Source organism: Gordonia amicalis, assembly GCF_022059885.1.
Classification (GTDB): Bacteria; Actinomycetota; Actinomycetes; order Mycobacteriales; family Mycobacteriaceae; genus Gordonia; species Gordonia amicalis.
In genome coordinates this window covers 583,035-600,636 of record NZ_CP091855.1, presented here as the reverse complement: position 1 = coordinate 600,636, position 17,602 = coordinate 583,035, and the positions used below count along the sequence as shown (strand labels likewise).

At 67.4% G+C, this 17,602-nt stretch carries 14 protein-coding genes; all 14 read right to left on the bottom strand.

Translation table 11 applies throughout. The features are described from left to right. Position 1: 1 nt before the first annotated feature. The 14 genes from IHQ52_RS02810 to IHQ52_RS02745 all read right to left on the bottom strand — a co-directional run bounded on the left by IHQ52_RS02810 (position 2) and on the right by IHQ52_RS02745 (position 17,579). Entirely contained in the window at positions 2 to 931 is a 930-nt protein-coding gene (locus tag IHQ52_RS02810) for a serine hydrolase (RefSeq protein ID WP_006435202.1), read from the bottom strand. After that, a complete protein-coding gene (locus IHQ52_RS02805; protein WP_238064078.1) occupies positions 928 to 1,809 on the bottom strand; it encodes a LysR family transcriptional regulator in 882 nt (293 codons plus the stop codon). Before IHQ52_RS02805 ends, IHQ52_RS02810 begins: the two co-directional genes overlap by 4 nt. A 111-nt stretch (positions 1,810 to 1,920) precedes the next feature. After that, the gene (gene nuoN, locus IHQ52_RS02800) at positions 1,921 to 3,693 is read right to left on the bottom strand and encodes an NADH-quinone oxidoreductase subunit NuoN (protein WP_024498753.1); all 1,773 of its coding nucleotides are present in this window, start codon (positions 3,691 to 3,693) and stop codon (positions 1,921 to 1,923) included. Beyond that, the gene (locus tag IHQ52_RS02795; protein ID WP_238064077.1) at positions 3,690 to 5,333 is read right to left on the bottom strand and encodes an NADH-quinone oxidoreductase subunit M; all 1,644 of its coding nucleotides are present in this window, start codon (positions 5,331 to 5,333) and stop codon (positions 3,690 to 3,692) included. Before IHQ52_RS02795 ends, nuoN begins: the two co-directional genes overlap by 4 nt. Further along, a complete protein-coding gene (nuoL, locus tag IHQ52_RS02790) occupies positions 5,330 to 7,243 on the bottom strand; it encodes an NADH-quinone oxidoreductase subunit L (RefSeq protein WP_238064076.1) in 1,914 nt (637 codons plus the stop codon). The genes IHQ52_RS02795 and nuoL overlap by 4 nt, the downstream gene beginning before the upstream one ends. A 10-nt stretch (positions 7,244 to 7,253) precedes the next feature. Then, positions 7,254 to 7,553 carry an NADH-quinone oxidoreductase subunit NuoK gene (nuoK, locus tag IHQ52_RS02785; RefSeq protein ID WP_005200546.1) on the bottom strand — a complete coding sequence of 100 codons (300 nt, stop codon included), beginning with the start codon at positions 7,551 to 7,553 and terminating at the stop codon, positions 7,254 to 7,256. Beyond that, positions 7,550 to 8,365 carry an NADH-quinone oxidoreductase subunit J gene (locus IHQ52_RS02780; RefSeq protein WP_238064075.1) on the bottom strand — a complete coding sequence of 272 codons (816 nt, stop codon included), beginning with the start codon at positions 8,363 to 8,365 and terminating at the stop codon, positions 7,550 to 7,552. Before IHQ52_RS02780 ends, nuoK begins: the two co-directional genes overlap by 4 nt. Beyond that, positions 8,362 to 8,931 carry an NADH-quinone oxidoreductase subunit NuoI gene (nuoI, locus tag IHQ52_RS02775; protein WP_006435196.1) on the bottom strand — a complete coding sequence of 190 codons (570 nt, stop codon included), beginning with the start codon at positions 8,929 to 8,931 and terminating at the stop codon, positions 8,362 to 8,364. Before nuoI ends, IHQ52_RS02780 begins: the two co-directional genes overlap by 4 nt. Beyond that, on the bottom strand, positions 8,924 to 10,264 hold the full coding sequence (gene nuoH / locus IHQ52_RS02770; RefSeq protein ID WP_238064074.1) for an NADH-quinone oxidoreductase subunit NuoH: 1,341 nt from the start codon (positions 10,262 to 10,264) through the stop codon (positions 8,924 to 8,926). The genes nuoI and nuoH overlap by 8 nt, the downstream gene beginning before the upstream one ends. Beyond that, a complete protein-coding gene (locus IHQ52_RS02765; RefSeq protein ID WP_238064073.1) occupies positions 10,261 to 12,696 on the bottom strand; it encodes an NADH-quinone oxidoreductase subunit G in 2,436 nt (811 codons plus the stop codon). The genes nuoH and IHQ52_RS02765 overlap by 4 nt, the downstream gene beginning before the upstream one ends. Continuing rightward, positions 12,693 to 14,966, bottom strand: a complete 2,274-nt coding sequence (gene nuoF, locus IHQ52_RS02760) for an NADH-quinone oxidoreductase subunit NuoF (RefSeq protein ID WP_238064072.1) — start codon at positions 14,964 to 14,966, stop codon at positions 12,693 to 12,695. The genes IHQ52_RS02765 and nuoF overlap by 4 nt, the downstream gene beginning before the upstream one ends. Beyond that, complete coding sequence (nuoD, locus tag IHQ52_RS02755; protein ID WP_238064071.1) at positions 14,963 to 16,324, bottom strand: NADH dehydrogenase (quinone) subunit D; 1,362 nt, start codon at positions 16,322 to 16,324, stop codon at positions 14,963 to 14,965. The genes nuoF and nuoD overlap by 4 nt, the downstream gene beginning before the upstream one ends. Continuing rightward, positions 16,324 to 17,028, bottom strand: coding sequence for an NADH-quinone oxidoreductase subunit C (locus IHQ52_RS02750; RefSeq protein ID WP_238064070.1), 705 nt, complete (start codon positions 17,026 to 17,028; stop codon positions 16,324 to 16,326). Before IHQ52_RS02750 ends, nuoD begins: the two co-directional genes overlap by 1 nt. Beyond that, a complete protein-coding gene (locus IHQ52_RS02745; RefSeq protein WP_006358935.1) occupies positions 17,025 to 17,579 on the bottom strand; it encodes a NuoB/complex I 20 kDa subunit family protein in 555 nt (184 codons plus the stop codon). Before IHQ52_RS02745 ends, IHQ52_RS02750 begins: the two co-directional genes overlap by 4 nt. Positions 17,580 to 17,602: the final 23 nt, after the last annotated feature.

Sequence of the window (17,602 nt, the reverse complement as noted above, 5' to 3'; positions counted from 1 at the left end):
GCTACTCAGCGGGAGTGCGGAGCTCCGTGACGACCGTCCGGGCGACCTCACCGATGGCCCGGTCCACGTGCGGCAGTGCGGGCTCAGACCGTGCACTCGACGTGAAGACCGCGACGGCGACCGGCAACTCACCGGGGAACTCGACGACGCCGATCTCGTTGCGGATCGCGACCAGGGTGCCCGTCTTGCCCGCAACGGTGACCCGTCGGAACGGAAATCCAGACGCGAGGCGCGAGGTGAACACTTGACGACGCATGGTGTCCCTGATGAACGCACACATCTCGTTCGACGCCGCGTGGTCGGTCCAGACCGCGGACAGCAGCGTCGTGCAGTCCCGAGGCGTGGACGAACTGGAGTACGCGGCGTCGTAGGCGCTGACCGACGTGTCGTCATCCGGGTCTGCGAGCGCGGCGAAAGCCTCTGCCACCGTGCTTGTCCCGGTTTCCCGCTGGAGACGCTGGTGTAGCTCTGCGACTCCGCCGACGATCCGGGTGTTCGCGACACCGAGCGTTGCAAGGTCCTCGCGTACGCGGTCGAGTCCGATCTCGTCGAGGATGACGTCGGCGGCGACGTTGTCGGAGACGGTCATCATCGAGGTGGCGAGGTCTCGCCGGCTCAGTGTGATCGGATCGCGCAACGCGGCCAGTCCGGTCGGACCCTGTGCCCATTGTGTCGGGTCGACCGTCACCGACGAGGTCAGGTCGATGTCACCGCGATCTGCGCTGCGGCACAACGAGATCAGTAGAGCGAGCTTGTACACCGAGGCCAGGACGACCGGAGCGTCGGCGTCGAAGGAGTATCCGATCCGTGGGGAACCGATCGTCGTCGCATGTATCCAGCCGGAACAGCCGGCGTCGGCGAGGGTCTCCGTGACGTCGCGGTCGACCCGCTTCCGCACGTGTAGGGGCAGCTCAGCTGGTTCTGGGTTCACCCGGCGGCCTTGCTGATCTTCCACAGTGCCGCCGTTGACACGTCCGCGACCTCGGCGAGTGCGGATTCCCGGTAGACGACCCGGAGTCGCAGCGCCGTGGCGTCGCGCCCGATGGGGAGACACCGAACGCCGTCGAGCGACGCGAGACGTTCCGGGTCAACGGTCAGGCCGAAGGCTCCGCCACCGGCGACCGCGGCCACCAGGTGCTCGGAGGACGAGACGGCCAGGATTCTTGGATCGAGTCCGGACTCGCGGAGGCGGTCGATCAGCTGGTCATGAGCCGGCGGATTCGCGGCGCGCGGCGGGTGGCAGAAGTCCAGGCCCGCAAGGTGGCGCAACCGGGGACGTGCTGCGGTGGTGACCGGATGACGGGCCGGCACGACGACGTGGCGTCGGAACACGACGACCGGGCCGGTGGTGAGAGTGCCGGTGACGCAGGGCGCGTCGACGATGGCCAGGTCGAGCGTGCCCGCCGACACCTGCTCGATCAGACTCACCGCCGCGGCACTCACCATGTCCTGACCGGACGACACGTCGCCGAGGCGTTGTGCGACAGCGGCGACGGCCGCGCTCCCCGCGAGAGGTACTGCACCCCAACGCAGTACCTCAGAACCCTCGTGAAGGCGTCGGGCTTCGCCCAGGAACCGCGCCGCGTCGTCGATGAGGAGTCGTGCCCGGGGTAACAGGTCGCGACCGGCGTCGGTGAGTTCCGCACCGCGGGAGGTGCGCCGGATGAGCTGAACCCCGAGTTCCCTCTCCAGGCGGCGCAGCCCCTGCGACACCGGTGGCTGCGTCATCTCCAACCGGGCGGCCGCGTCCCCGAAGTGGCCCTCCTCGGCGACGGCGACGAAGAACCGCAGGTGCCTGACGAGATCCACGGCTTCCAGGATGGCACGGCATCGTCGACCTGCTCCACAAACCCACCACGGATGGAGATTTCCACCCCCTCGCAGGGGGGTGGAAATGCTGAAAAGGGGTGGGTTTGCGGGTCAGCGCAGGAAGGTCGCGGCCGCGTCGGCGAGGTCGAGCAGCGGTTGCGGGAAGATGCCGAGCACGACGGTGGCCAGCGTGCAGACCGCGATGCCGGTGGTGGTGAGGATGCTGGGCTTCACGACGTGCGGGGCATCGCCGGTGGGGACATCGTCGAAGAACATGGCCACGATGATGCGGATGTAGACGTAGGCGGCGATCGCGCTGCTGATCACACCGATCACCACGAGAACGCCGCCACCGCTGCCGGCGGCCGCGGCGAAGACGTCGAACTTGGCGATGAAGCCGCTCGTGAGCGGGATGCCGGCGAAGGACAGCAGGTAGACCGCGAACATGGCGCCGACCAAGGGATACCGTCGGCCCAGACCCGACCACTGGGTGAGATCGGTCGCCTCACGCCCGGACAGATGAGGATTGCGGACGGTCGCGGCGGTGCCGTGGACCGCGGCCGTGCGCGCCGACGTGCTCGTGTCCGCGTCGGGTTCGCGGATCACCGCCACGGTCGCGAAGGCGCCGAGGGTCGTGAAGGCGTAGGCGGCCAGATAGAAGAGCGTCGCGCCGAGCCCGGCATCGTCGAAGGCGATCAGGCCGAGCAAGATGAACCCGGTGTGTGCGATCGACGAGTAGGCGAGCATCCGCTTGATGTCGTTCTGGGTCACGGCCATCACCGAGGCGATGACCATCGACGCGATCGCCACCGCCCACAGCGCCGGTTCCCACTGGTCGCGCAGCGCCCCGAAACCGACGTAGAAGACCCGGAGGAGCGCACCGAACGCCGCGACCTTGGTGGCCGATGCCATGAACGCGGTGACCGGGGTCGGGGCCCCCTGATAGACATCGGGAATCCACGAATGGAACGGCACCGCACCGACTTTGAACAACAGTCCGACCGCGAGCATCGCCAAACCGATCAGCGCCAGCGTCGTGTCGCCACCGGTACCGGCGACGTCGGTGATCGACGCACCGATCGTCGACAGGTTCAACGAGCCGGTCGCCCCGTAGACGAATGCTGCACCGAACAGGAAGAAGGCCGACGAGAAGGCGCCCAGCAGGAAGTACTTCAGAGATGCTTCCTGCGAGATCAGCCGACGACGCCGAGCCAGCCCGCACAACAGGTAGAGCGGCAGCGAGAAGACCTCCAGCGCGATGAACATGGTGAGCAGATCACCGCACGCCGGGAACAGCATCATGCCGCCGACCGCCAGCAGTGCCAGCGGGAACACCTCGGTCGTCACCGCCCCGGCACGAGTCGCCTCGAACTCGGCGTCGGTGTTCGGGACCGAGGCGCCGGACGGGGTGAACATGTCCGCGTCGACGCCCCCGCCGTTGAATCCTGCTCTGCCGGACTGATCGTCGGTGACCGCGGCGCCGGCCAGGGTACGCATGGTGACCGGCGCGACGACCCGCTCGAGCCGACGTTCGGCGATGAACCCGACCGCGATGATCGCGATGATCAGCAGGAGTCCCTGCAGATACAGGGTCGGGCGGTCCAGAACGACGGCCCCCGACATCGCGAACTGTCCGTTCGAGCCGTCCGCTGTCTGTGCGGCCGTCACGGTGGCGAGCGCAGCGAGCGCGACGACGAGTCCGCCCAGCGAAAGCCCGAGTTGCAGTGGGTACCTCAGCCTGCGCGGAGCGAAGGCCTCTACCAGGACCCCGATGACACCTGCGCCGAACACGATCAACATGGGCGACAGGGCCGCGTACTCGACGCTCGGGGTCTCGATCGCGGCCAGCGGCGTCGAACTCAGCGCAACGACGGACGGACTCATCGGTGGGTCTCCGCATCGGTGGTGGGGCCCTCAGGCCGGTCGTGGGCCGGGACCGGGTCCGCCACCGCGGGTGCGGGATCGGTGACCCCGACCGTGGTGAGCGTGCTCTGCACCGCCGGATCGATCAGGTCGATCATCGGCTTGGGATAGACCCCCAGGGCGATGAGCAGCGCGAGGAGCGGTACGACGACGGCCAGCTCGCGGCCGGCGAGGTCGCGTATCGACGACACCCGCACGTCCTCGGGTCTCGGGGGTCCGCCCATCATCCGCTGATAGGTCCACAGGATGTAGATCGCGGAGAGCACCAGCGCGGATGATGCGAGGACCGCCGCCACCGGGTAGCGCGTGAATGTGCCGATGAGGACCAGGAACTCGCTGATGAACGGGGCGAGGCCGGGTAGCGACAGGGTCGCCAGGCCCGCGACGAGGAAGGTGCCGGCGAGGACGGGGGCGACCTTCTGGACGCCGCCGTAGTCGGCGATCAGCCGACTGCCGCGGCGCGACACCAGGAACCCGGCGATGAGGAACAGGGCGGCGGTGGAGAGTCCGTGGTTGACCATGTACAGCGCCGAACCGGTCTGTCCCTGATCGGTCATCACGAAGATGCCCAGGATGATGAAACCGAAGTGCGAGATGGAGGTGTAGGCGATCAGGCGCATGACGTCGGTCTGGCCGATGGCCAGGATCGCGCCATAGACGATGCTGACAACCGCGAGTCCGCAGACCAGCGGCGCGAAGTACCGGCTCGCATCCGGGAACAGTTGCAGGCAGAACCGCAGCATCGCGAAGGTCCCGACCTTGTCGATGACGGCCATCATCAGCACCGCCGACGTCGGGGTGGCCGCGACCGCAGCATCGGGAAGCCACGAATGCAGAGGCCACAGCGGGGCTTTCACCGCGAACGCGAACATGAAACCGAGGAACAGCAACTTCGCGAGGCCGGTGGTGTCGTCGATCTGGCCGCTCGACACCGCGGCCACGATGTCGCCGAGCGCGAAAGTCCCGCCGCCATCAGCCCCCACGCTGTTCTGTGCGGAGACGACGTACACGCCGATCACGGCGGCGAGCAGGAGCAGACCGCCGAACAGGTTGTACAACAGGAACTTCACCGCCGCGCCGGAGCGGTTGGGCCCGGTGCCGAAGCCGCCGATGAGGAAGTACATCGGGATGAGCATGGCCTCGAAGAAGATGTAGAAGAGCAGGATGTCCAGCGCGACAAAACTCATCAGCACCATCGCCTCGGTGGCGAGGAACAGTGCGAGGTAGATGTGCGGACCCTTCTGGGCGCGTCCGCCCGAATGGTCCAGGGACCCGGCGGATTCGGCGTCGTGCCAGCCGGCGAGCAGGAGCAGGGGCAGGAGTGCGGTCGTCAACAGGATCAGAACCAGGCCGATCCCGTCGAGTCCCAACGCATATCGGGTTCCCAGCGCCGGAATCCAACTCACGTCCTCGGTGAACTGGTATCGCTCACCGGCCGGATCGAATCCGATCGCGAGGCCGACAGCCACGACGAGGACGCCGAGGGTGATGGCGAAGGCGAACCATCGAGCCACCGCGGGACGGCTCGCGGGTATCGCGAGAACGAGGGCCGCACCCACCGCGGGTGCGAACCACAGGATCGTCAGCCAGGGGATGTTCACAGTACGTTCACCGCCATCACGAGTGCGACGACCAGGGTCGTCCCGGCGAACATCGACAGCGCGTAGGACCGCACATAACCGTTCTGCCACCTGCGTATTCGACGCGACGTGCGGGTCACGGCATCGCCGACGCCACTCGTCAGACCGTCGACGCCGTCGGACTCCACGGCGACCAGGCCGGCGGTGACGCGCTGTCCGGGACGCATCAGCAGCTCTTCGTTGATCGTGTCGCCGTACAGGTCATGCCGTGCCGCGACCGTCAGCACCGACACGTCCTCGGGTGCGACGACGGGCACCGGCCGGGTGGCGTACTGCCGGTAGGCGATCGCGACGCCGACCGCGACGACGACGAGGATGGTCGCGGTCGTCGCCCACACCGGGATCAGATGTTCAGCCGTGTGTTCGCCGACCACCGGTTCCAGCCAGTGCTCGAGCGACCCGCCGATCGCGAGCAGCCCGCCGGAGGCCACCGAACCCAGTGCGATCAGAACCATCGGTCCGGTCATCACCCTGGACGACTCGTGCGGATGCGGGACATCGGCATCCGTGCCGTCGTGCCACCGCCTCTCCCCGAAGAACGTCAGGAGCATCACGCGGGTCATGTAGAACGCGGTGATACCCGCGCCGAGAAGCGCTGCACCACCGAGGATCAGCCCCTTCGCGCCGCCTGCCCCGAACGCGGCCTCGATGATGTGGTCCTTGGAGTAGAAGCCCGCGAACGGTGGGACTCCGATGATCGCGAGATAGCCGACGCCGAAGGTGACGAAGGTGATCGGCATGAGCTTGCGGAGTCCGCCGTAGCGTCGCATGTCGGTCTCGTCGTTCATCCCGTGCATGACCGATCCGGCACCGAGGAACAGGCCGGCCTTGAAGAAGCCGTGCGTGAGAAGGTGCAGGATGGCGAACGCATAGCCGGCCGGGCCGAGTCCGGCGGCCAGGACCATGTACCCGATCTGGCTCATCGTCGACGCGGCGAGCGCCTTCTTGATGTCGTCCTTTGCGCAGCCGATGATCGCACCGAACAACAGCGTCACCGATCCGACCACCACGACACCGACCTGTGCGACGGGTGCCAGGTCGAAGATCGGACCCGAGCGCACGATCAGATACACGCCGGCGGTCACCATGGTCGCCGCGTGGATCAGCGCGGACACCGGGGTCGGACCTTCCATCGCGTCGCCGAGCCACGACTGCAGCGGTACCTGAGCAGACTTGCCGCACGCGGCGAGCAGGAGCACGAAACCCAGTGCGGTGAGGGTTCCTTCGCCGGCCTGGGGAGCGCCGTCGAAGACCGCGGTGAACGCGACCGAACCGAAGGTCGCGAACATGATCATCAGTGCGATGGCGAGTCCGACGTCGCCCACACGGTTGACCACGAACGCCTTCTTCGCCGCGGTCGCCGCGGTCGGCTTGTACTGCCAGAAACCGATCAGCAGATACGACGCCAGGCCCACACCCTCCCAGCCGAGATACAGGCCGAGATAGTTGTCGGCGAGGACGAGGACGAGCATCGCCGCGAGAAACAGGTTGAGGTAGCCGAAGAATCGTCGGCGGTCGGGGTCGTCGGACATGTAGCCGATCGAGTAGACGTGGATCAGCGACCCGACACCGGTGATCAGGAGGACGAAGCACATGGACAGCTGATCGAGGCGGAAACCGAAGTCCACCTGCAAGTCTCCGACCGGCACCCAGCGGAACAGGGTGTCGGTCACCGCGCGGTCGTCGGCCGAGCGGGACACCATCCCGGCGAACATCACCAGTCCGACCACGAACGACGCGATCGCTGCGGCGGTACCGAGCAGATGACCCCAGCGATCGGTGGCACGACCGCCGAGGAGAAGGATCACCGCACCGGCGAGCGGGAGCGCGGGGACCAGCCAGAGCAGTGACGCGGTCAGTTCGGCGTTCACCAATCCTCCTCTACCGCTTGAGCAGATCCGCGTCGTCGACCGACGCCGAGCGGCGTGATCGGAAGATGGTCATGATGATGGCGAGCCCGACGACCACCTCGGCAGCGGCGACCACCATCGTGAAGAAGGCGATCACCTGCCCGTCGAAGGACTGGTTCATCCGAGCGAAGGTGACGAAGGCGAGATTGGCGGCGTTGAGCATCAGCTCGATGCACATGAACACGACGATCGCGTTGCGTCGCAGCAGGACCCCGGCAGCGCCGATGGTGAACAGCAGTGCCGAGAGGTAGAGGTAGTTCTCCGGGTTCATGCCCGCCCCCGGGGATTCTGGCCCTCGGGATTCTTGGGACCCTCCGGGTTCTTCTGCCGCAACGTGCGTGCGGCCAGGATGGCGTTCACCGAGAGGTCGGAGGGACTCCCGTCGGGGAGTCGCGCCGGGACGTCGACCGCGTTGTGGCGGGCGTAGACACCGGGACTCGGCAGGGGGGTGAGGTTGACGCCGCTCCGGAACCGGGCCTGCGACAGCTCCTTCTGGGTCAGGCGCGGCCCGAACCGCTCCCGGTGGGCCAAGACCATCGCGCCGAGGGTGGCGGCGATGAGCAGGGCGCCCGTCAGTTCGAAGGCCCACAGATAACGGACGAAGATCAGTTCGGCGATCGCCTCGATGCCGTAGTTGCTGTCAGTACCAAGTGCGCCGGGCGCGGTCGCGCCGGTGGTGACCGCGATGGTTGCGTTGCCGATCCCCGCGATGAGGAGCACACCGAAGCCGAGTCCGACGAGGGACGCGGCCACGCGCTGCCCTCGCAGGGTCTCTTTGAGTGAGTCCGATGAATCGACGCCGATGAGCATGAGCACGAACAGGAACAGCATCATCACCGCGCCGGTGTAGACGACCACCTGCACGACCCCGAGGAACAGCGCGCCCTGGGCCACGTAGAAGACCGCGAGAACGATCATCGTCGTGGCCAGGAAGATCGCCGAATACACGGCCTTGGTGGCGAACACGACGCCGAGCGCACCGGCCACCGCGACCACTCCGAGTACCCAGAACTGCACGGCCTCCCCGGTCGAGGTGCGGACCACCTCGTCGGCGAGAAGTGCGGCCGTCGACCCGGGCGTCATGGCCGCGGCTCCCGTGCACCCTCGCGCACAGTCGGAGTCGGCAACGGGGTCAGCCGGCCGTCGGAGGTGATCTCACCCCGGTAGTAGTTCTCCTCGGTCGATCCCGGTGCCATGGCGTGCGGCGGCGGTTCGACGCCCGGTTGTAGCGGCGCCAGCAGCCGGTCCTTTTCGTAGATGAGGTCGGCGCGGTTGTCGTCGGCGAGTTCGTAGTCGTTGGTCATCGTGAGCGCACGCGTCGGACACGCCTCGATGCAGAGTCCGCAGCCGATACACCGCAGATAGTTGATCTGGTAGACCCGCCCGTACCGCTCGCCGGGCGAATACCGTTCGTCTGGTGTGTTGTCGGCCCCCTCGACATAGATGGCGTCGGCCGGACACGCCCAGGCGCACAACTCACACCCGATGCACTTCTCCAGTCCGTCGGGGTGCCGATTGAGTTGGTGCCGACCGTGATAGCGAGGTGCGGTCGGTCGTTTCTCCTCGGGATACTGTTCGGTGATGCTCGGCTGGAACATGCCACCGAAGGTGACGCGTAATCCACTGACGGGCTTGAGGAAATCAGGCATCGGTGGTCTCCCTGCTCGGCTTCTGATCGGCGGGAAGGGGCAGATCGGGGTCGGTGCGGACCGGCTGTGACCTCGAGTCCGGTGCGTGCATCGGCGGGATCGGGAACCCGCCGGCCATGGCGTCGAATACCGCCGGACGTTCGGGTTCGGCTGCCCTCTCCGGCACATCCGGGACCCGCATCATCCGCCAGATCGCATAGGCGATGAGGCCGGTCACCACGAGACCGGCGCCCGCCGAGACGAGGGCCCGGATGAGTTCGGCGTTGTCGCCGCCGACGAAGGCGCGGATGATCGCCACGACCATCACCCAGGCGAGCGAGATCGGGATGAGCACCTTCCAGCCCAGGTTCATGAACTGGTCGTACCGCAACCGCGGCAGGCTGGTTCGGAGCCAGATGAACACGAACAGGAACGCCCAGACCTTGATGGTGAACCAGAGGACGGGCCACCATCCGGCGTTCGCCCAGTCGAAGGCACTCAGCGGCCACGGGGCCTGCCAGCCGCCCAGGAACATCGTGGTGGCGAGGGCCGAAACCGTCACCATGTTGATGTATTCGGCAAGCATGAACATGGCGAACTTCAGCGACGAGTACTCGGTGTGGAAACCGCCCACCAGCTCGCCCTCGGCCTCGGGCAGGTCGAACGGGGCGCGGTTGGTCTCGCCGACCATCGAGATCGCGTAGATCACGAAGGACGGGAGCAGCAGCAGGAAGTACCAGTGGTGTTCCTGCGCTGCGACGATCCCGGACGTCGACATCGTCCCGGCGTCGAGGAACACCGCCGCGAACGTGAGTCCCATCGCGATCTCGTAGGAGATCACCTGGGCGGTCGACCGCAGCCCGCCGAGCAGTGGATAGGTGGAGCCCGACGACCAGCCGGCCAGCACGATGCCGTAGACGCCGACCGATGTCACGGCGAGGACATAGAGCACCCCGACGGGCAGATCGGTGAGCTGCAAGGGGGTTTCGTGGCCGAACACCGAGACCATCGGTCCGAACGGGATCACCGCGAACGCCATGACCGCCGGTACGACCGCGATGATCGGTGCGAGGAGGTAGATCACCTTGTCCACGCCGGTCGGGATGATGCCCTCCTTCAGCGCGAGTTTCACGCCGTCGGCCAGGCTCTGGAGAATCCCGCGGGGTCCGACGCGGTTGGGTCCGATCCGGGTTTGCATGCGCGCCATGATCTTGCGTTCGAGCAGGATCGCGACCAGCGGGTTGACGACCAGGAACGCGAACACGGCGACGGCCTTGACGACGATGAGCCAGATGGGGTCGTGGCCGAAATCGGTGAGGTCGGGGTAGTCGATGGCGAGCGTGAGCGTGTTCATCGGACGCCTCCGGCGGTGTTCATCGGGACGCCTCCGGCGACGTCGGCCGCCGAGGCAGGCGACAAGGCGACGAGATCGCCCGCCTGTGCCCGCAGGTCCGCGTGGACACGCGATCCGGGCGAGTTGAGCGGGACCCAGACCACCCGGTCGGGCATGTCGGCGTATTCGACGGGCAGCGCGATCTCCCCGTCGGCGGTGCTGACCCGGACCCGCCCGCCGACCGCGACACCGCCCTCGGCGGCGGTCCTCGCCGACATGCGTGCGACCGGTGGACGTGCGGTCCCGGCGAGGTGCGGTTCACCGTCCTGCAGACGACCGAGGTCGAGCAGCATGTGCCAGGTCGCCAGCACGGCCTGACCGGACTCGGGTGCGCGCAGCGGACGTTCATGAGCGACGACGGGCGAGCGGTCACCCGACCACGCCCCGATCCGGCGCAGGTCCAGGTGGATGGTCTGAGGCCCGTCGCAGCGCAGTTCGACACCGAGACGCCGGGCCAGGGCGTCCAGGACCCGGTGGTCGGGGATGTGCCCCGACTCGGTGAGCGCGGCGGTGAAGCTGCGCGGCCTGCCTTCCCAGTCGACGAAGGTGCCTTCCTTCTCGGCCACCGCCGCGACCGGGAACACCACATCGGCGTGCGGCGTCACCGTCGACAGTCGCTGTTCGAGACTCACGACGAACGGTGCGGCGGTGAGGGCTTCGTCCGCGGCCGCCGGGTCGGGGAGATCCTCGAGGTCGACACCGGCGACGACCAGTGACAGTCCGTGATACCGGGCCGCGTCGAGGATGCCGGTGGTGTCCCGACCGGGCCGCGTCGGGATGCCGGGCCCCCAGACAGCCGACACCGATTCGCGTGCACTGCGGTCCGTGATCGGTCGACCGCCCGGCAGCAGCCCGGCCATCGCGCCGACCTCGAGTGCGCCGCGTTCGCCGGCCCGTCGGGGAATCCAGGCGATGCGGGCGCCCGTGCGGTCCGCGAGATCGGCAGCCGCCCGCAACCCACCTGGGGCGGCGGCGAGCCGCTCACCGGCGACGATCACCGATCCGGGCTCGCGGAGATGGTCGGCGACCTCGGCGGAGGTGAGGATCTCCGCCTCGGCACCGGGCGTCGTGGGGAACAGTCGGGCGTCGAGCTTCTGTGCCCCGCGGCTCGCGTACGGCGCCACGGTGGCCACCCGAAGCCGGTCGGTCCGCACCGCCCGGCGCAGCCGGAGGAAGACGATCGGGGATTCCTCCTCGGGTTCGACACCGACGAGGAGTACCGCCGGGGCGGCGGACAGGTCGTCGTAGGTGGTCTCGAGCCCGCGCCCCGCGACCCGGCTCGCGAGGAAGGACGCCTCCTCGGTGCTGTGGACGCGTGCACGGAAGTCGATGTCGTCGGACTTCAGGACCGTGCGGGCGAATCGTGAGTAGGCGTAGGCGTCCTCGACGGTGAGACGTCCGCCGGTCAGGACACCCACGTTTCCGATGGTCGCCGAGAGCCCTGCCGCAGCGACGCGGATCGCGTCGGCCCACGACGCCTCCCGCAGTTCCCCGTGCCGGTCGCGGATCAGGGGAGAGGTCAGACGGTCGGCCGCAGTCGCATACGCGAACGCCCAGCGCCCCTTGTCGCAGTTCCACTCGGAATTGACCTCGGGGTCGTCGCCGGCGAGGCGGCGGAGCACCTGGCCGCGCCGGTGATCGGTGCGCTGGGCGCATCCGCTCGCACAGTGCTCGCAGACGCTCGGTGTCGAGACAAGGTCGAAAGGCCTTGCACGGAACCGGTACTGCGCACCGGTCAGCGCGCCGACCGGACAGATCTGCACGGTGTTGCCCGAGAAGTACGAGTCGAACGGCTCGTCCTCATAGATGCTGACCTGTTGCAGCGCACCGCGATCCGCCAGCTCGATGAGCGGGTCGCCCGCGATCTGTGTCGAGAACCGCGTGCACCGGGCGCACAGCACACATCGTTCGCGGTCGAGCAGGACCTCGGACGACAGCGGGACCGGCTTGGTGAACGTGCGCTTGACGCCGTCGAACCGGGACTCGCTGCGGCCGGCCGACATGGCCTGGTTCTGCAGTGGGCACTCGCCGCCCTTATCGCACACCGGGCAGTCGAGCGGATGGTTGATCAGCAGCAGTTCCATCACGCCCCGCTGGGCATCGGCGGCGATCTGGGAACTGAGTTGCGTCCGGACGACCATCCCGTCGGTGGCCGTTGTCGTGCACGACGCCAGCGGCTTTCGCTGACCCTCGACCTCGACAAGGCACTGGCGGCAGGCGCCGACCGGATCGAGCAGCGGGTGGTCGCAGAAGCGGGGGATGGTGATGCCGATCTGTTCAGCGGCACGGATCAGCAGGGTACCCTCCGGAACCCGGACCTCGTGCCCGTCGATGGTGATCCCGACGAGGTTGTCGGCCCCGGTCGTCGGATCGCTACCGTGTGTGAGGGTCATCGGACACCTCCCGTCGGGTTGCCACCCGGTGAGTCGAAGACGGTCGACAGCGAGCGGTCGAACGGACAACCGTGGTCGAGATGAGCGAGGTACTCCTCCCGGAAGTACTTCAGCGAGGACACGATCGGGCTGCCCGCGCCGTCGCCGAGCGCGCAGAACGACTTTCCGACGACGCTGTTGGTGACGTCGGCGAGGGTGTCGAGATCGGCGGTGGTGCCGCCCTCGTGCTCGAGCCGGTGAAGCAGTTGCACCAGCCAGTACGTGCCCTCCCGGCACGGTGTGCACTTTCCGCACGACTCGTGCGCGTAGAACTCGGTCCAGCGCAGGACCGCGCCGACGACACATGTCGTCTCGTCGAAGATCTGAAGAGCCTTGGTGCCCAGCATTGAGCCCGCGGCACCGACTCCCTCGTAGTCGAGGGGGACGTCGAGATGCTCCGGCGTGAGGAGCGGCGTCGACGACCCGCCCGGGGTCCAGAACTTGAGTTCGTGTCCGGCGCGTACGCCGCCGGCGCGTTCGAGGAGCTGCCGCAGGGTGATACCGAGCGGTGCCTCGTACTGCCCCGGATGCGTGACATGGCCGGACAGCGAGTACAGGGTGAAACCAGGGGACTTCTCGGTACCCATCGAGCGGAACCAGTCGACGCCGTTACGGATGATGGACGGCACGCTCGCAATGGATTCCACATTGTTGACCACGGTCGGACTGGCGTACAGACCGGCGACCGCCGGGAACGGCGGGCGGAGGCGTGGTTGGCCGCGACGGCCTTCGAGCGAGTCGAGGAGAGCCGTCTCCTCACCGCAGATGTAGGCGCCGGCGCCGGCGTGCACGACGAGCTCCAGGTCGAAGCCCGATCCCAGGATGTCGGTGCCGAGATAGCCGGCGGCGTATGCCTCGTCGACCGCGGTGCGAAGCCGCCGCAGAACCGAGGCGACCTCCCCGCGGACGTAGATGAACGCATGATGCGCGCGGATGGCATACGCCGCGATGATCACCCCCTCGATCAGGGTGTGCGGCGTCAAGAGCATGAGCGGCATGTCCTTGCAGGTGCCGGGTTCGGATTCGTCGGCGTTGACCACGAGGTAGTGCGGAATCGACGGTTCGGCGTCGGGAGATTCTTCTTGGGGGATGAACGACCACTTCATCCCGACCGGGAATCCGGCACCCCCGCGTCCCCGGAGGCCGGAGGCCTTGACCATCTCGATGACGTCGGCGGGCGGGGTGTCGAGCGCGGTACGCAGGCCGCGGTAGCCGTTGTGGCGCAGATGATTCGCCAGGGACCAGGACTCGGGCTCGTCCCAGTGGCGGGACAGGACCGGGGTTTCCGGCGGATCGGGTTCGGGTGGTTCGGGGGTTTCGACGCGGCTCCTCGCTGCGCTCGGTGCCGGCTCAACCGGCGGGGGTGGCTTCGTTGCGCTCGGTGCCGGCTCAACCGGCGGGGGTGGCTTCGTTGCGCTCGGTGCCGGCTCAACCGGCGGGGGTGGCTTCGTTGCGCTCGGTGCCGGCTCAACCGGCGGGGGTGGCGTTGCGGTCGGTGCCGGCTCAACCGGCGGGGGTGGCTTGGCTGCGCTCGGTGCCGGCTCAACCGGCGGGGGTGGCGTTGCGGTCGCGGCGCCGGCGAGCTCGCGTTCGGTCTGGCGGAACGAGCGCACCCTTCCGGTGCCGCGGGCGGGTGCGACGGTGACACCGGCACGGAGGTCCTCGACGAGTTCGATCGTCGACTCCGGTGTCTGGTTGTCGAAGAACTCCCAGTTCACCATCACCACGGGCGCGAAATCGCAGGCGGCGTTGCATTCGACGTGTTCGACCGTGATGCGGGCGTCCGAAGTGGTGTCCCCGGGCTGGACACCGAGGTGGTCGCAGACCGCGCGGAGGATCTCGTCGCCGCCGAGGGTGGCGCACAACGTGTTGGTGCACACACCAACGAGGTATTCGCCGGTCGGCGAACGGCGGTACATCGAGTAGAAGGTCGCGACCGAGGCGACCTGTGCCGCAGTCAGATCGAGCTGACCCGCACAGAATTCGATGCCCGCCCTGGTGATGTGACCGTCCTCGGACTGCACCAGGTGGAGCAGGGGGAGAAGCGCTGACCGCGCCTGCGGGTAGCGGGCGATGATCGGCGCCGCCTGCGCGGCGAGGCGTTCGGCGACCTCGGTCGGGTATGCCGACGGGCCATCGAAGGTGATGGTCGGCGCCGGGGTGCAGTGTGCAGGCGCGGCGTCCTCGGTCGGCGGGGAAGTGGACAGGTCCACGAATACGGGGTCGGTCATCGGTCCACGCCTCCCATCACCGGGTCGATACTGGCCACCGCGGTGATCACATCGGCGACCATGCCGCCTTCGCACATCGCCGCCACCGCTTGCAGATTCGTGAACGACGGATCGCGGAAGTGGACGCGATAGGGTCGGGTGCCGCCATCGCTGACCAGGTGTACACCGAGTTCACCGCGGGGGGACTCGACCGCGATGTAGCACTGCCCGGCCGGCACCCGCATCCCCTCGGTGACCAGCTTGAAATGATGGATCAGCGCCTCCATCGAGGTACCCATGATCCGGGCGATGTGTTCGGGTGAGTTGCCCAGACCGTCGGGGCCGAGCGCGAGATCCGCCGGCCAGGCCAGCTTCCGGTCGGCGACCATCACCGGGCCGGGACGGAGCCGTTCGAGACACTGTTCGACGATGCGGATCGACTCGCGCATCTCCTTGACGCGGATGAGATAGCGTCCGTACGAGTCACAGGTGTCGGCGGTGATGACGTCGAAGTCGTAGGTCTCGTAGCCGCAGTACGGCTGCGACTTTCGCAGATCGTGTGGATAGCCGGTCGATCGCAAGACCGGTCCGGTGATGCCGAGCGCCATGCAGCCGGTCAGATCCAGGTATCCGACGTTCTGCGTCCGTGCCTTCCAGATGTAGTTGTCGTTCAGCAGATCTCCGAGTTCGTCCAGCCGTCCCGGGAGTTCTGCGAGGACCTTGGCGACCTGTTCGGGTCCATCATGCGGCAGGTCCTGGGCCACCCCGCCGGGGCGGATGTAGGCATGGTTCATGCGCAGACCGGTGATGAGTTCGAAGAGGTCGAGGATCAGTTCGCGCTCCCGGAACCCGAGGAACATGGCGGTGACGGCGCCGAGTTCCATACCCCCGGTCGCCAGTGCCACGAGGTGGCTGCTGATTCGGTTCAGTTCCATCAGCATGACGCGGATGACGGTGGCACGCTCCGGGATGTCGTCGGTGATCCCGAGGAGCTTCTCGACGCCGAGGCAGTATGCGGTCTCGTTGAAGAACGGCGACAAGTAGTCCATCCGGGTGACGAACGTGACCCCCTGCATCCAGTTCCGGTACTCGAGATTCTTCTCGATCCCGGTGTGCAGGTAGCCGATTCCGCAGCGTGCCTCGGTGACCGTCTCACCCTCGATCTCCAGGATGAGGCGCAGGACGCCGTGCGTCGAGGGGTGCTGGGGTCCCATGTTGACGACGATGCGTTCGTCGCCGGGTTGCTGTTCGGCGCGGGTGCGGACGTCGGAGACGATGGAATCCCAGTCCTGTCCCGAGACGGTGTAGGTGCGTGGCGGTGTCTCCCCGCGTGCGGAGGAGGATCGGGGTTTCGACGATCCGGTGGCTGTGTCGGGCATCAGCTGTACGACCTCCTCCGGTCTGGTGGGTCGACGCGGGTTCCCTTGTACTCGACGGGTACTCCGCCGAGCGGGTAGTCCTTGCGCTGTGGATGTCCCTCCCAGTCATCGGGCATCTCGATGCGTGTCAGCGATCGGTGGCCGTCGAAGACGATGCCGAAGAAGTCGTAGGTCTCGCGTTCGTGCCAGTCGTTGGTGGGGTAGATGTCGCAGATGCTCGGGATGTGCGGATCGGCGTCGGGCGCCGACACCTCGAGGCGCACGCGGCGGTTGTGGGTCAGCGAGGCCAGGGGATAGACGGCGTGCAGTTCACGGTCGATGTCACCGGGGTAGTGGACTCCGTTGACACCCAGGCACAGTTCGAACCGCAGCCCGGGTGCGTTGCGGAGGGTGAGTGCGACCGAGGGCAGATGTTCCCGCGTGACGTGGACGGTCATCTCGTCGCGGAAGATGACCACTTTCTCGACGGCGGCGTCGTAGGTGTCGCCGAGCTCGGCTTCCAGGACGTCGGCGATGTCGTCGAAGTAGCTGCCGTAGGGGCGAGTCGAACTGGGCGGCAGGGTGATCGGATCGACCAGTCCTCCGTATCCGGAGGTGTCGCCCGTGCCGGGTGCGCCGAACAATCCGTGGCGGACGCCGATGACCTCCGGGTCGGGTGGCTTGAGGTCTCGGGGATGGGGGTCGGGCATGCCGAGTTCGGTCATCGCAGCAGCCCCTTCATCTCGATGGTCGGAGTCGACTGCAACGCAGCACGTTCCGCGGCCCAGATGGCCTCCTCGCGGTTCACCCCGAGCGGCATCTCCTGGATCTTCTCGTGCAGCTTGAGGATCGCGTTCAGCAGCATCTCGGGACGGGGCGGACAACCGGGGAGGTAGATGTCCACGGGTACGACGTGGTCGACACCCTGGACGATCGCGTAGTTGTTGAACATCCCGCCGGACGATGCACAGACCCCCATCGCCAGAACCCATTTCGGTTCGACCATCTGGTCGTAGATCTGCCGGAGGACCGGCGCCATCTTCTGGCTCACGCGACCGGCGACGATCATCAGGTCCGCCTGCCGCGGGGATGCGCGGAAGGCCTCCATGCCGAACCGTGCGAGGTCGTACCGGCCCGACGTCGTGGACATCATCTCGATTGCGCAGCAGGCGAGCCCGAAGGTGGCCGGCCACAGCGAACCCTTGCGCATGAAGCCGGCGAGATCCTCGACGGTGCTCAGCAGGAAACCGCTGGGGAGTCGTTCCTCGAGTCCCATGACTGACCTCCTTGCAGACGCTT

Coding starts and splice junctions, on each gene's coding strand:
- IHQ52_RS02780 (WP_238064075.1), bottom strand. CDS start 8,365: ATGACGCCCGGGTCGACGGCCGCACTTCTCGCCGACGAGGTGGTCCGC.
- IHQ52_RS02745 (WP_006358935.1), bottom strand. CDS start 17,579: ATGGGACTCGAGGAACGACTCCCCAGCGGTTTCCTGCTGAGCACCGTC.
- nuoF (WP_238064072.1), bottom strand. CDS start 14,966: ATGACCGACCCCGTATTCGTGGACCTGTCCACTTCCCCGCCGACCGAG.
- nuoK (WP_005200546.1), bottom strand. CDS start 7,553: ATGAACCCGGAGAACTACCTCTACCTCTCGGCACTGCTGTTCACCATC.
- IHQ52_RS02750 (WP_238064070.1), bottom strand. CDS start 17,028: ATGACCGAACTCGGCATGCCCGACCCCCATCCCCGAGACCTCAAGCCA.
- nuoI (WP_006435196.1), bottom strand. CDS start 8,931: ATGCCTGATTTCCTCAAGCCCGTCAGTGGATTACGCGTCACCTTCGGT.
- nuoD (WP_238064071.1), bottom strand. CDS start 16,324: ATGCCCGACACAGCCACCGGATCGTCGAAACCCCGATCCTCCTCCGCA.
- nuoN (WP_024498753.1), bottom strand. CDS start 3,693: ATGAGTCCGTCCGTCGTTGCGCTGAGTTCGACGCCGCTGGCCGCGATC.
- nuoH (WP_238064074.1), bottom strand. CDS start 10,264: ATGAACACGCTCACGCTCGCCATCGACTACCCCGACCTCACCGATTTC.
- IHQ52_RS02765 (WP_238064073.1), bottom strand. CDS start 12,696: ATGACCCTCACACACGGTAGCGATCCGACGACCGGGGCCGACAACCTC.